Genomic DNA, 13,335 nt, shown 5'->3' on the forward strand with positions numbered 1-13,335 from the left:
GAGCGATTATAATATTTGGTTCTTTAATTTACCTTTAATGGGCGAAAACTTTTTAGCCTGGTTTCAATTTTACAGTAAAGGTGGTCAAGCCGCCTGTACTCTCGGCAGTTATTATTCCGCCGGAACGGTCAACAATGGTCTTGGCAATAGACAGACCCAATCCAAACCCTCCTGTTTCAGTGGAACGGGAAGCATCGGTACGATAAAACCGGTCAAAGATTTTCGCTAAATCTTCCGCCCCAATGCCATCACCGGAATTTGTTACACGAGCAATGGCCCTGTCATTTGCACGGCTAAGGGTAAACTGGATTTTACCACCCTGAGGCGTGTACTTACCGGCATTGTCCAGCAGGATATAGAAGACTTGCGCGATTTTTTCACTATCCCCAATGGCGATTACGTTTTTCTCAAGATCCGTTTCCATAGATACACCGTTATCATAGAGTACAGCCTCCATAGAGGCGCAGACCCTTTCACAAATCACACTCAAGTCAAATGGCAGATTGTCCTCGTTTTTTAGTCCCTCAGACTTCGCCAGATATAATAAGTCTTCTAATAATTTGCCTGTTCGATTGAGCGCAGCATGAATATAACCAAACCACTCCTTTTGACTTTCAACCGATTCCTCACCATTTGTTTCGATGGCTTCCACATTTGCACCGATAATAGCAAGGGGAGTCCGCAGTTCATGGGAGGCATCCGCAATAAAACGCTTTTGTTTATTATAGCTTTCCTCAATAGGTCGGACTGCCCGAAGGGCGAAATGGTAAGAAAGCCAAAACAAAGCTAACAGTACCCCAGCCCCCACACCGGTAAGGGTGAGCATAAGGGTCTGTAAAATCTTAATACCATTTGTTATGTCAAGAAAAACAATACGGGTGTATTGCATATCAATTGGCTGCCTGTTTAAACTTTCCACCTTGGGGGGTGTGGGCACAACCGTGAAGAGCCACTTTCTATCCGCAAGGATTATTTTTCCCTTATCTGCCGTCCCTACTTTTTCAAAAGCTTCCCTATAGACACTGTATTCAAAATTAAGCTGGCTATTAACGTTTTCAAGTCTGCCATCTTTAACAAATAGTACAAAAGAAACACCGTAGTCTACAGAAAAACGCTCCGGTATAGTAGGCGGTTGGAAATCTCCGTTCATTGCACCAGCGGGAGGTATGTGGTTGGGTACGAAGAACATAGCCGATACAGATTTCAACCGCTGCTGGTTCTCCCGTTCAATATTACCGTAGGTTACAAGGTAAATCACAGTAAATGCGGCTAACATAACAAGTGAAGCCGTCAGCATATTGAATAACATCATATTGTTGCGAAGCTTCTTAAACATCAATAATCACTTCCTCGTCCAGTGTGAGCATATATCCGATTCCCCGCACTGTTTTGATTTTTACCCGCTTCGTTATCAGAGACAATTTCTTACGTAAAAACGCCACCTGTACCTGAACGTGACTGTCTTCCGTATCAGAATTCCAGCCCCATAATTTTTCAATAATTGTTTCGGTGGTAATTGCTTGTCCCTTGTTGGTAATCAGCAATTCGAGAAGCTGGCTTTCTTTCAGTGTCAGATGAAACGTCTGCCCATTCCCAAATAAATCCAGGGTATTGTAGTTTAGTTCAATATCTCCGTAACAAAGAACATTGTCAGCGGTAAACTGTCCCCGACGCCGTCCCAGTGCCCGAAGCCTAGCCATTAATTCCTCTGTCTGAAATGGCTTTGCTAAATAATCGTCTGCTCCGCTGTCAAGACCTTTTACTTTATCTTCCGTTTCACCTTTTGCAGTTAACAGTATTACAGGAATCAGAACACTGCGCTTCCTCATTTCACGGAGGACGCCGATTCCGTCCAGTTTGGGAAGCATAATGTCTAGTATTACAATATCGTATATGCCGGAAACAGCTAAATCAAGTCCACTCTCCCCGTCATAAGCTAAATCCACGCTGTAATTATTTTTTCGTAATACTTGCGCTACAGCACGGGCCATATATTTTTCATCTTCAACATAAAGAATTTTCATATGCCGCTCCTTTCCGAAAGCATGCATAGCGGTGCTTTTAATAGTAAAACTAAACTATGAACCTTTAATTTGCCTTTAATTTTATACTTTTATAATCTATTTCCCTTGTGCTTTGTACCAATGAGATATCTGGGTTATAACATATATTTTAACATATAACTTCATTGAATTTGTAAAAATAATGTTGTATAATTCTACTCAGATTATATGTAAAATTTATTATGTAGAATTACAGGTATATAAAACTGCAGATAGGAGCGTTTATGAAAAAGTTTAAACTCACAGATATATTAATCGGTTTCGTTTTCACCTTATTATTAATATCCTTAGGTGTTATAGCAGCTGTTAATTTCAGATTTATATATTATCGGGATATAGATCATTTGAATATCAGCCAAACATCCGGGTTGGAAAAAGAAGTGATCATTAAAAATTATGATGCTTTAATCCGCTATAACTCTCCCTTTTATAAAGGGAACTTAGAACTTCCCAATCTTCCTTCTTCTCCTGGTGGATTACAGCATTTTGCAGAGGTTAAAACTATATTTACTGCTTTTTATTATATCGCTGCCATATCCCTTGTAATCAGTTTACTGATTATATTTTATAAACATCGAAAAAAAGAGAACAGCTACCTTTTAGTGTCTTCCATTACTGTTTTAGTAATACCTTTTATAGCGGTCTTAGGAAGTATGATAAACTTTGATGCCATATTCCTATTATTCCATAAAATATTTTTCCGAAATAATTTCTGGATTTTTGATCCCGCCAAAGATCCGGTAATTACCCTCCTGCCGGAAACATTCTTTTTACACAGTTTACTGGTAATTGTTGCCATTGTTCTTCTGGGCAGTATCCTATTACTTCTATCCTACTTTTGGACAAACAGTAAAATTCAATACCGCAGACGCAGAACGGTTCATTACAGATAACTAAAATGAGCTTCCATAAAAACTGTCATTTTGAGTATAAAATCAGCCCGACTGATTTCTATACCCGAAATGACAGTTTTGTCACATGCCAGTTCTTTAATTTTATACAGTTATGATTCATTCTCGGAACTATAAGGTAATAAAATCACAAATTCCGTTCCCTCGCCTAATTGGCTGTCTACATAAATAGTTCCGTTATATAATTCTACAATATGTTTTACAATAGATAAGCCCAAACCGGTTCCACCCTGTTTTCTGGCTCTTCCTTTATCTACTCTGTAGAATCTTTCAAATATTCTGGATAAATGTTCTTTTTCCATACCGATTCCTGTATCTTTAACCTTAATTAAAAGTTTGCCCGCCTCGTCTTTACAGCTTAAGGAAACCGTACCTTTTTCCGTATACTTGATTGCATTATCCAATAAATTAATAAGCAATTGTTTCATTCGTCCCGGGTTACAAATAAATGGTCTTAATTTTGATTGTGGTTCAAATATGATTTCAACTTTACCGTTAAGTTTTGGTTCCAATAGATCAATAACGGCTAAAGCACATTGGTTTATATCAACTGGTTCCGTATCATAATCTTTTTTAGATTCAATCTCTGATAGCAGTAAAATGTCCTGTATCAAACCAGACAAACGTTCCGCTTCAATATCTATAATATCAATAAATTTAGTTGCAACCTTTTCATCTTTGATTGCACCATTTTTTAAGGTATCGATAAATCCCCGAATGGAAGTAAGGGGTGTCTTTAATTCGTGGGTTACATTGGAAACAAAGTCGCTTCGCATACGTTCTAACTTCTTGATCTGTGTTATATCCTCAATAATAAGCAATACTCCAAACCACTTTTTATCTTCTCTTCCCAGTGGCGTTGCTGTAACCCGTATGTTCTTATTGGTATCGGACAGCAGCATTCCTTCCATGGTAACATTGGCATTGGTTTTTCGTACCTCATCTATGGCATCAAATATAGCAGCATTTCTTAATACATTATATAAAGACTGCCCTTTCATTTTATTATTTATGGGTTTTACAATATCATCAAATGCTTTATTAAAAAATAAGATCTCATTGGAGTCATCAATGGCGACAACACCACCTGCCATACTAGTTAACATAGCCTCCAGCTCAATATTTCTTTGAGTAAGACTGTCAATGGTTTCTTTTAAGTTGGTTGTCATAGTATTAAAAGCACCGGCCAATCTTCCAATCTGGTGCTTTTCCCTTGTATAGATTTTTGTTTTATAATTTCCTTCTGAAATCCTTACAGCCGCTTTGGTTACTTCATCTATAGGCTTTAACAAAAAATTAGTAAACACAAGTGCTGCAAAAGTAGCAATCAGGAAACATATAATAATTGAATAGATTGTCGCTTGAAACAGCTCATTATCGAATTTAGATAAGGCAGATAAAGGCAAAGACACACGCAGTACTCCATTAAACTCTCCATTAGAGACAGGTACCGCACTATAGGAATAGCCCTTTTTCATGGTTTGAGAATACCGGTTTACCGTTACACTTTCTCCCTTTAGAGCCCCTATAATTTCTTCTCTGTCCTTATGATTTTCCAAATGTTCAGATGTGCTGGAATCTGCAAGTACTTCGCCTGATTTTGAGATAATTGTAATTCTTATACTGTATTTTTCACTGTATTCTTCTACAAAGGCATGAAAATCTTTGGTTGAAGCAAAGGGCTCTTTCGAAAATATGTCTCCGATTAATTGTGCCTGTGTCAGGTGAAATTCCTGGCTCTGCATATCAATAAACTGATAACCCTTGATCCAAAAAGAACCAATAGAGATACCTATTGCAATAAATATAATAGCCACAAAGCTAACCAATAACTTTCTCTGCATGATATCCTCGATTCCGGCACTTTGGTGCCTTTCTAAGCAAATTTATATCCCATGCCTCTAACCGTTTTTATGAATACAGGCTGACTTTCATCTAATTCTATCTTTTTACGTAAATTACTGATATGAACATCAACGGTTCTTGTCTCACCAATATAATCATAACCCCATACTTTTTCTAAAAGATTGTCCCTTGTAAATACAATTCCACGATTTTTTGCCAATAGATATAATAGTTCAAATTCTTTATAAGATAGTTCCACCAAATTACCATTCACCATAACGCTTCTTCTGGTTCGGTTAATCTCCAAATAATCAATGATTATTTTATCTTCTTTTCCGGTTTCATCTTCCTCAAAACTACCTTCGCTTCTTCGCATAACTGCTTTTATTCTTGCATTTAATTCGTGAACACCAAAAGGCTTTACCAAATAGTCATCGGAACCTACTTCTAAGCCTACTACTTTGCTTATTTCATCACTTTTTGCTGTAAGAAGAATAACCGGCAGTTTACGAAACTGTTTATTGCCTCGAATCCTTCTTAATACTTCAATTCCGTCAATTCCCGGTAACATCCAGTCTAATAATACCAGATCCACTTTTTGATTCTCTAATATTGCAAGAGCATCTTCACCGGTTTCAGCCTTTAATACGTGATAACCTTCCTGCTCTAAATTGTAAGAAACTAATTCTAAGATATGTTCTTCGTCATCCACAGCTAAAATTGTTTTCATTCGTTCCATCTCCTCTGCCTAATATTTTCTCATTAGGCCTTTTATTTAACAATCAGCCAAGCACCAAATCACCTGTTACAATAAAAGTTATCCATTCAGCAATATTCGTAGCATGGTCAGCCATTCTTTCTAAATATTTTATTACCATTAAGTAACAGATACTTTGAGGAACAACACTTGGGTCTTTTTGCATTATTTCAGATAACTCTTTACAGATATTATCAAAATATTTATCCACTTCATCGTCTGCTTCCATAACAGCTGATGCTTTTTCTATATCCGCTTCTACAAAACTGTCAATGGTATCGATAACCATCTTCTTCATTGCTTCAATCATTTTCCCTAAATCTGCCGGGGCTTTTGTCTTGGGCATTTTGCTTAATTTTATTATATATTCTGATATATCCGCACATTGGTCGGCAATTCGTTCCACATCCGTAATGATTTTCATAATGGATGTTATTTTTCTTAAATCCGTTGCCAGGGGTTGTTGCTTCGCAAGTATATTAATGCATTCCCTTTCGATTTGTTGCTCTAATAAATCGATTTCATCATCCCTTGCAATGATTTTTTTTGCTTTTTCAACATCTATAGCATCTAAAGCATCAATCATCTCATTAGTGGATAATTCTAATATGCTTCCCATCTTTATTACTTTATTATTTAATTCCTCTAGTTGTGCAATAAAGCTTTGTCTCATTTTTATACCCATTTCATATCCATCTGTCTGCAGATGTGATACTCTGTCTTACAGATACGATACCGCCACATATAAACGGTTGAAAGAATGAATTTGTGGCAACCTTTCTATATCTATATTTTCTTTCAGCCTTCCAATCATAATGCCGCTAATAGGCATCTCAATAATGGATAATACTATTTCTTATTTATATTTTACCATCTTCTACATATGTTTTAAAGACATTTTAACCAAATCTTCCAGTAATATAATCTTCTGTTTTTTTGTTCTTAGGGTAATTAAAAATTTGTTCCGTACTATCGTATTCAATAACTTCACCGGTTAGGAAGAAGGCAGTTTTATCAGATATTCTGCCGGCCTGCTGCATATTGTGGGTTACAATAATAATTGTATAATTCTTTTTTAATTCTGTAGCCAAATCTTCTATTTTTAAAGTTGAAATAGGATCCAGTGCTGAAGTAGGTTCGTCCATTAATATAACTTCCGGTTCAATAGCTAAAGTTCTAGCAATACAAATTCTTTGCTGCTGTCCGCCGGACACAGCCAGAGCACTTTTCTTTAATTTATCTTTTACCTCATCCCAAATTGCAGCCTGCTTTAATGATTTTTCCACTATTTCATCTAATACACTCTTTTTATGAATTCCATGAATTCTTGGTCCATAAGCAACATTGTCATAAATACTCATAGGAAATGGATTAGGTTGTTGAAATACCATTCCCACGCGGGTTCTTAGCGTAATGGCATCCATATCCTGATAGATATCAACACCATCCATAGTAATATTGCCTGTTATTTTGACCCCCTCCACTAAGTCATTCATTCTGTTAATTGTTTTTAAAAATGTAGATTTACCACAACCGGATGGTCCGATAAAGGCAGTAATTTGGCCTTTGTATAAATCCATATTTATATTCTTCAAGGCTTGAAAATTGCCATAATACAAATTCAAATCCTTTACTGAGAATTTAGTTTCGTCTTTCACCTTGTTTCCTCCTGTTTACTTATCCTCAATTAAAATTATTTTATTTTTTCAAATAGAATGATTGTCTGTTTGAATATATTTGCATATCACATCCAATACTTTTATAAAATTAATTTTTCCAATCTATTATTAACTGGTACGCTTCTTCAGGAATTTTCTTGTTATTAATTTAGAAAGCATATTCAGAGCAATTACCAAAACAATAAGTACTACTGCGATAGAAGATGCCTGTTCCAAATCTGCTGTTTCTTTAATGAGCCAATACATTTTTGTCGTTAATGTTGCAGCTGACGCCTCATTTCCTACTAAGGATTTTGGAATCTGGGCAATAGTTCCTGCTGTCCATATTAATGCAGCTGACTCACCTACAATTCTGCCGATACTTAATATAATAGCTACCAATATGCCCGGAAGAGCACTGGGAATAATGATTTTACTTATTGTCTGCAATTTAGTTGCACCCAGCCCCATAGAGGATTCCCGGTATGTCATAGGAACTTCTTTTAAGGTTTCTTCAGTTGTTGAGATAATAGTTGGCAGTAACATAATACTTAATGTTAATGCACCAGCTAATACGGAATAAGATAATTTTAAAGTTTGTACAAAAACAAGCATACCAAATAATCCGTATACAATAGAAGGAATACCTGCCAGATTCTGAATGGCAAATCTTATCATATTTAACATTGTTCCCGGTTTGGCATATTCGTTAAGATAAATAGCCGCACAAATACCAATAGGTGCAGCAATTACTAAGGTCAAACTTATAATATAAATCGTAGACACCAGCATAGGAAGTATGCCTCCGCCGGTTCTTGTTACCTTCATTCTTATGGACTCTGTTCCTTCGTCTAAAGCTTTCTTAGCTTCCTCTAAAGTTATGTTTTTAAAATTAGTATTTCCCGCTTTTCCAATCACATCCCCGGTTTTCAGTTTGTAAGGAACTTTTTTCATATTAACGGCATCTTTTACAGGAGAATTACTGTCGATGGACTTAATTACAATATTTTTATCCTCCAGCCCAATATGAATCCCCAGAGATTTCACATAATCTGATTCCCCGTCACTGTCACTGTTTTTTCTTCTATTAACATCTACAACTGTAGTTTCATCATCCCACATTCTGGTCATAAACTTAAGATTTACACCCGGCAGACCTTTATAAAAAACAAATCCTATAATAACTACAAGAATGGTAACTGTAACAGCAGCCGAAAGGTAAATCAAGCCTTGCAATATGCCGTCCTTTAATTTTGTATTATTATTTTTCATCATAGTATCCTCAATTCCGGTGCTTTAGCACCTTTTTAATACTAATGGCAATTGTACAAAGTACTAATTACCTATTCAAATTCTTTTATTTCTTTGAATTTGCATTACCCATTTTGCTGGTTATTTTAATTAAGACTGTATTTATTACTAATATAAATAGGAATAATATAACGCCTGTCGCAAATAACATATCCTGATGTCTTCCGGAGGCATAGCTCATTTCCATAGAAATATTGGAAGTTAAAGGTCTGATTTTTGACCAAATACTATTTGGCAGCCCACCGATATTATTACCGGCAATCATCATAACAGCCATCGTCTCACCCATAGCCCTGCCAATTCCAAGTACTGTTGCAGAAAGTATACCGGAACGGGCTGCAGGTACCACTGTTTTAAATATGGTCTGAATCTTTGAGGCACCAAGTCCGTAGGAGGCCTCTCTGTAAGATTTAGGCACTGCACGCAGACTACTTTCACTAAGGGTAATTATAGTTGGTAAAATCATTATGGTTAATACACAAATAACAGCTAATAAAGACTCACCCTGACCGGTAGGGGAAACTTTTTTAATTAGCTGTACAATGACGCCAAGTCCAAATGCTCCGTATATAACGGAAGGAATTCCGGCTAACAATTCAATAGCCGGTCTGATAATAGCCACTATTTTCTTTGGAGCAATTTCAGCAATAAATACAGCCGTTAATAAACCAATGGGAACCCCGAGTACAATTGCACCCAGGGTTGCTAATACTGATCCCACGATCATATAAAATATTCCGTAATTTTCTGCACCGGGATCCCATTTTAATCCGGTTATAAAATCTAAGAAACTGTATGCATTTTCTCCAAAGAAAGGTTTTAAACCTTTTGAGAATACAAAGGCAATAATGGCTATAACACTTACTACACTAATCAGCGCACTGAACAAGAATATAAATTGAAATACTTTTTCTTTATAATCTTTTTGCTGTTTTGCTACCATCTCTTTTTTGCCTTCCTGTTTCATTAGTCTATTCTTATGCCTCCGTGATCTTCTACAAATTCCTGTGCATCTGCTCCTACTACATATTCAAGGAATGCTGCTGCCTCCGATGATACGGTATCTTTATTATATACCAGTATAAATGGTCTTGATAATACATAGGTTCCGGATTTTGCATTTTCCGGTGTAGCTGCTACACCATCTACCGTAACTGCTTTTACTGTTTCATCAATGAAGGAGAAGGAAACATAACCGATTGCATTCTCATTTCCTGCTACTGTTGCCTGTACGTTACCATTACCTTCTACTACTGTGGTACTTTCTACCAGGCCACCGGCATCTTCAAGTTTAATTAATTCTTCAAATGCTCCTTTGGTACCGGATGCACCTTCTCTGGATACTACGATAATATCTGCATCATTACCGCCTAATTCACTCCAGTTAGTGATCTCGCCACTATAGATTTTAAGTATCTGATCAATGGATAAATCCGCTATTTTATTGGAAGGATGTAAAACTACTGCAATTCCGTCATATGCAAATACTACTTGTTCCAATCCTTTTTCTTCATCTTTTAAGTTTCTGGAAGATGCTCCAATGTCGTTTGCTCCATTCATAGCATCTGTAATACCGGCAGAAGAACCTGTTCCTGTATAATTGATTTTCACATCAGGATTAAATGCTGTAAAATCATTAATCATATCCATGAGAATTTTTTCTACTGAAGTGGAACCTGTAATACTAACGGTTCCTGCAAGTGCTGCCGTCTCTGTTTCTTTCGGTGTCTCTGTTGCAGTAGGTGTTTCTGTTGCTTCAGGCGTTTGTTCTTCTGTATTATTTTTATTTTCATCCGGTTTTTCTTTTTTACCGCAAGCCGACAGAACAAACATCATAGTGAATACTAACATAAAACTTATAATTTTTTTCATATTAAAGAATTTTTTCATTTTCTTCCTCCTTAGGGATTCCCCCTGATTTCTTTTTAATTTCATTTTCTTTTCCTAACTTACAATTCGAATTTTATACCCGAATTGTTATAATGTTATTTTTGTAATGTAAAGTTTTTGTAAAATTATATTTATTGGTATTATTCTTTGAATTGACAGGATTCTATTCATGTTCTGCTCTGATAGCATAAATAATTTACATTTATCAATACCTATGTTAAAATATGTTTTATATAGTTTTTAACTACAACTGCAGAAAAGAGGAAGAAATGAAACGATCAAATTACTTAAAATGGGATGAATATTTTATGGGCATTGCCCTGTTATCTGCAAAACGGAGTAAAGACCCCAGTACCTGTGTTGGTGCTTGTATTGTCAGCGAAGATAATAAAATACTTTCTGTAGGTTATAACGGAATGCCCATCGGTTGTTCTGATGATGAGTACCCTTGGGAACGAGAAGGCTCTGCATTAGATACTAAATATTTTTATGTCTGCCATGCAGAAATGAATGCAATTCTTAATTATACAGGCATTCATATGAAAGGCGCCAAAATATATGTTACTTTGTTTCCTTGTAACGAATGTACCAAGGCATTAATTCAAAAAGGAATTACGGAAATTATATACATGAGTGATAAATATGCTGAAACAGATGCAGTAAAAGCTGCAAAACGAATGTTGAATTCTACTGGAGTTCGTTATCGACAATATGAACCGTTGAATCAGGATATTGTATTATCTTTATAAAACATAATTAGTAATTGCTTATAAGCTTTAAAGAAGTATAATGAATACATATTCCATGAGTTTACTTTAATATTTATATAAAATAAGTATACTCATGGAATTTTCATAGTTAATATTCCAAAAGAAAGGTTATCTTTTCAATGAATAAATTATATAGTAAAAAATCATTACGGAGAAAACGGCTCCGTAGAAAAGTAAAATTAGTATTTACTACTTCTATAATAATGCTTCTATTGGGAATCGGCATTTTATATGGAATTAAACTTCAAAATCTTGCTCACTATAAAAAAATTCCAAAGACATTAACCAGTATAGGCAATAGGAAAGTGGAACAAATGTTATTAACACCAAATGAATATTCCAGACCACAAATTCCTTTAAAGGAAGTCAATAGCGTAGTGGTACATTATACAGCTAATCCTGCTACATCGGGAGAAGCAAACCGAAATTACTTTGAAAATCTTAGAATTAATAAAACCACTTCTGCCAGCAGCCACTTTGTAATTGGCTTAGAAGGGGAAATCATTCAATGTATACCCTTAGATGAAATATCTTATGCCTCTAACGACAGAAATGTAGATACCATCTCCATTGAATGCTGCCATCCGGATGAAACTGGTAAATTCAATGATAAGACTTACAAATCTCTTGTTGCTTTGCTGAGTTGGATATGTACGGAATATCGCTTAAAGACGGATGATATTATCCGGCACTATGATGTTTCCGGAAAGCTTTGTCCGCTGTACTATGTAGATCATGAGGATGCCTGGGAGAAATTAAAGACGGATGTTGCTGATTATATGAAGCGTAAATAAAGATTTTAGGACGCTTTAGGACGCTTTAGGACGCTTTAGGACGCTTTAGGACGCTTTGCCTAATTCAGGTTAGTCAGACCTTAGAGAGCAGGGGCGGCTAACTATTTATTGTTCCGTAGTGAAATTCGATGGTTCTAATACTATAGTAATCGCTTAAAGCATATTTAAAAATTGCGAACTCGCCGGGCTTCTCCCGGCTCAAACATCACAATTTTTAAATATTGGCGCGATTCCTATAGTATAAGAACCATAACGAATTTCGCAAAGTCACTATAAATAGTTAGCCGCCCCTGCTCTCTAAGGTCAATTTAATTTTATGGGGGCAAAGCTGTGTGATGAAATGGGTTAATGTTTTCTTTTATAGGAATTTAATGATAATTGGAAAATTAGCTAGGTTTGCTGAGCTAATTGTATATATTATCTCGTTTATTGTATAATACTAGTGGCTCATATCATTTTAAGATATATGGTAAAATGATATATTCATGAATAAGCATGGGGGTATAAATAATGGGAAAATTGCGATGTTCTTCTTTATAATAGAAGGATAAAGTTCGATTCCTTCTAAACGTTTTTAATTATAAAATAATGTTAGGAGAGAAAAAGATGGTAAAAGTTAATTTTTATGATCATATAGAGGATTCACTGTTAAAGTTTGCTGTAATCGTATCCAAATCGGATGGTAAATGGGTATTTTGTAAACATAGGGAACGTACAACATATGAATGTCCTGGTGGGCATAGAGAATTGAATGAGGATATTGTAACCACAGCCAGAAGAGAATTATATGAAGAAACCGGGGCAGTTACATATACTTTAGAAGAAGTATGTGTTTATTCTTTTTTTGACGGAATCACTGAATCTTTTGGTATGTTATTTTATGCAGATATAACAGAGTTTGGTCAGTTACCTGAATCAGAGATAGAAAGAGTCGAATTGTTTGAGCAATTGCCGGATAAATGGACTTATCCAAATATTCAGCCGATGTTATTAGGCAAGATTGAATCTTTTATTAAGTCAAAAGACTTTGCAAATAATATAGAAATCAAGGATAATATTATTCCTGATATTTCTGATTTAATTGATTTATATAAGGATGCAGGCTGGAGTAATTATACTAATAATATTGACATGCTAAAACTTGCTTATGATAATTCTCTTAGAGTAGTATCTCTTTGGGATAATAATAAGTTAATCGGTATTATTCGTGTGGTTGGTGACGGTCATTCTATTATTTACATACAGGATTTAATTATTTTAACAAAGTATCAGAAGCAGGGGCGGGAGTATCCCAAAGTTTGTGTAAACCTTCAAACTGATGTAAAATAAAACTACA

General features: G+C 35.5%; 13 protein-coding genes. 4 read left to right on the forward strand and 9 right to left on the reverse strand.

The window, feature by feature from the left end; translation table 11 throughout:
- Window positions 1–52: 52 nt before the first annotated feature.
- Together RT261_RS18480 and RT261_RS18485 are read right to left on the reverse strand one after the other, a co-directional pair.
- The gene (locus tag RT261_RS18480) at window positions 53–1,297 is read right to left on the reverse strand and encodes a sensor histidine kinase (RefSeq protein WP_313134594.1); all 1,245 of its coding nucleotides are present in this window, start codon (window positions 1,295–1,297) and stop codon (window positions 53–55) included.
- A gap of 31 nt (window positions 1,298–1,328) precedes the next feature.
- A complete protein-coding gene (locus RT261_RS18485; RefSeq protein WP_313134595.1) occupies window positions 1,329–2,024 on the reverse strand; it encodes a response regulator transcription factor in 696 nt (231 codons plus the stop codon).
- A 263-nt stretch (window positions 2,025–2,287) separates the two neighbouring features.
- On the opposite strand from RT261_RS18485, the gene RT261_RS18490 reads away from it, so the two are divergent.
- Complete coding sequence (locus tag RT261_RS18490; RefSeq protein WP_313134596.1) at window positions 2,288–2,956, forward strand: TIGR01906 family membrane protein; 669 nt, start codon at window positions 2,288–2,290, stop codon at window positions 2,954–2,956.
- A 110-nt stretch (window positions 2,957–3,066) separates the two neighbouring features.
- Here the strand turns inward: RT261_RS18490 and pnpS are convergent, their stop codons facing one another.
- From pnpS to RT261_RS18525, 7 genes are all read right to left on the reverse strand, one after another.
- Window positions 3,067–4,818 carry a two-component system histidine kinase PnpS gene (pnpS, locus tag RT261_RS18495; protein ID WP_313134597.1) on the reverse strand — a complete coding sequence of 584 codons (1,752 nt, stop codon included), beginning with the start codon at window positions 4,816–4,818 and terminating at the stop codon, window positions 3,067–3,069.
- A 32-nt stretch (window positions 4,819–4,850) separates the two neighbouring features.
- A complete protein-coding gene (locus RT261_RS18500) occupies window positions 4,851–5,549 on the reverse strand; it encodes a response regulator transcription factor (protein WP_313134598.1) in 699 nt (232 codons plus the stop codon).
- A gap of 52 nt (window positions 5,550–5,601) precedes the next feature.
- Window positions 5,602–6,261 (reverse strand): phosphate signaling complex protein PhoU, encoded by a 660-nt coding sequence (gene phoU, locus RT261_RS18505; protein ID WP_313134599.1) that lies wholly within the window; start codon window positions 6,259–6,261, stop codon window positions 5,602–5,604.
- Window positions 6,262–6,475: 214 nt separating this feature from the next.
- Window positions 6,476–7,234 (reverse strand): phosphate ABC transporter ATP-binding protein PstB, encoded by a 759-nt coding sequence (gene pstB, locus RT261_RS18510; protein WP_313134600.1) that lies wholly within the window; start codon window positions 7,232–7,234, stop codon window positions 6,476–6,478.
- 129 nt (window positions 7,235–7,363) lie between these two features.
- Entirely contained in the window at window positions 7,364–8,509 is a 1,146-nt protein-coding gene (pstA, locus tag RT261_RS18515; protein WP_313134601.1) for a phosphate ABC transporter permease PstA, read from the reverse strand.
- An 82-nt stretch (window positions 8,510–8,591) separates the two neighbouring features.
- The gene (pstC, locus tag RT261_RS18520) at window positions 8,592–9,512 is read right to left on the reverse strand and encodes a phosphate ABC transporter permease subunit PstC (RefSeq protein WP_331665532.1); all 921 of its coding nucleotides are present in this window, start codon (window positions 9,510–9,512) and stop codon (window positions 8,592–8,594) included.
- The gene (locus RT261_RS18525) at window positions 9,512–10,435 is read right to left on the reverse strand and encodes a phosphate ABC transporter substrate-binding protein (RefSeq protein WP_313134602.1); all 924 of its coding nucleotides are present in this window, start codon (window positions 10,433–10,435) and stop codon (window positions 9,512–9,514) included. The genes pstC and RT261_RS18525 overlap by 1 nt, the downstream gene beginning before the upstream one ends.
- Before the next feature lie 269 nt (window positions 10,436–10,704).
- On the opposite strand from RT261_RS18525, the gene RT261_RS18530 reads away from it, so the two are divergent.
- From RT261_RS18530 to RT261_RS18540, 3 genes are all read left to right on the forward strand, one after another.
- Window positions 10,705–11,184 (forward strand): deoxycytidylate deaminase, encoded by a 480-nt coding sequence (locus tag RT261_RS18530; protein WP_313134603.1) that lies wholly within the window; start codon window positions 10,705–10,707, stop codon window positions 11,182–11,184.
- 140 nt (window positions 11,185–11,324) lie between these two features.
- A complete protein-coding gene (locus tag RT261_RS18535) occupies window positions 11,325–11,999 on the forward strand; it encodes a peptidoglycan recognition protein family protein (protein ID WP_313134604.1) in 675 nt (224 codons plus the stop codon).
- 606 nt (window positions 12,000–12,605) lie between these two features.
- The gene (locus RT261_RS18540; protein WP_313134605.1) at window positions 12,606–13,328 is read left to right on the forward strand and encodes an NUDIX hydrolase; all 723 of its coding nucleotides are present in this window, start codon (window positions 12,606–12,608) and stop codon (window positions 13,326–13,328) included.
- The last annotated feature ends 7 nt before the right edge of the window (window positions 13,329–13,335 follow it).

The organism is Anaerocolumna sp. (assembly GCF_032079385.1).
In the GTDB taxonomy this organism is placed as follows: Bacteria; Bacillota; Clostridia; order Lachnospirales; family Lachnospiraceae; genus Anaerocolumna.

Bases quoted from the DNA above. Each gene is read 5' to 3' on its own strand.
- RT261_RS18480 (WP_313134594.1), bottom strand. From the start codon at position 1,297: ATGCTGACGGCTTCACTTGTTATGTTAGCCGCATTTACTGTGATTTAC.
- RT261_RS18535 (WP_313134604.1), top strand. From the start codon at position 11,325: ATGAATAAATTATATAGTAAAAAATCATTACGGAGAAAACGGCTCCGT.
- pstC (WP_331665532.1), bottom strand. From the start codon at position 9,512: ATGAAACAGGAAGGCAAAAAAGAGATGGTAGCAAAACAGCAAAAAGAT.
- RT261_RS18540 (WP_313134605.1), top strand. From the start codon at position 12,606: ATGGTAAAAGTTAATTTTTATGATCATATAGAGGATTCACTGTTAAAG.
- RT261_RS18530 (WP_313134603.1), top strand. From the start codon at position 10,705: ATGAAACGATCAAATTACTTAAAATGGGATGAATATTTTATGGGCATT.
- phoU (WP_313134599.1), bottom strand. From the start codon at position 6,261: ATGGGTATAAAAATGAGACAAAGCTTTATTGCACAACTAGAGGAATTA.
- RT261_RS18500 (WP_313134598.1), bottom strand. From the start codon at position 5,549: ATGAAAACAATTTTAGCTGTGGATGACGAAGAACATATCTTAGAATTA.
- pnpS (WP_313134597.1), bottom strand. From the start codon at position 4,818: ATGCAGAGAAAGTTATTGGTTAGCTTTGTGGCTATTATATTTATTGCA.
- RT261_RS18485 (WP_313134595.1), bottom strand. From the start codon at position 2,024: ATGAAAATTCTTTATGTTGAAGATGAAAAATATATGGCCCGTGCTGTA.
- RT261_RS18490 (WP_313134596.1), top strand. From the start codon at position 2,288: ATGAAAAAGTTTAAACTCACAGATATATTAATCGGTTTCGTTTTCACC.
- pstA (WP_313134601.1), bottom strand. From the start codon at position 8,509: ATGATGAAAAATAATAATACAAAATTAAAGGACGGCATATTGCAAGGC.
- RT261_RS18525 (WP_313134602.1), bottom strand. From the start codon at position 10,435: ATGAAAAAATTCTTTAATATGAAAAAAATTATAAGTTTTATGTTAGTA.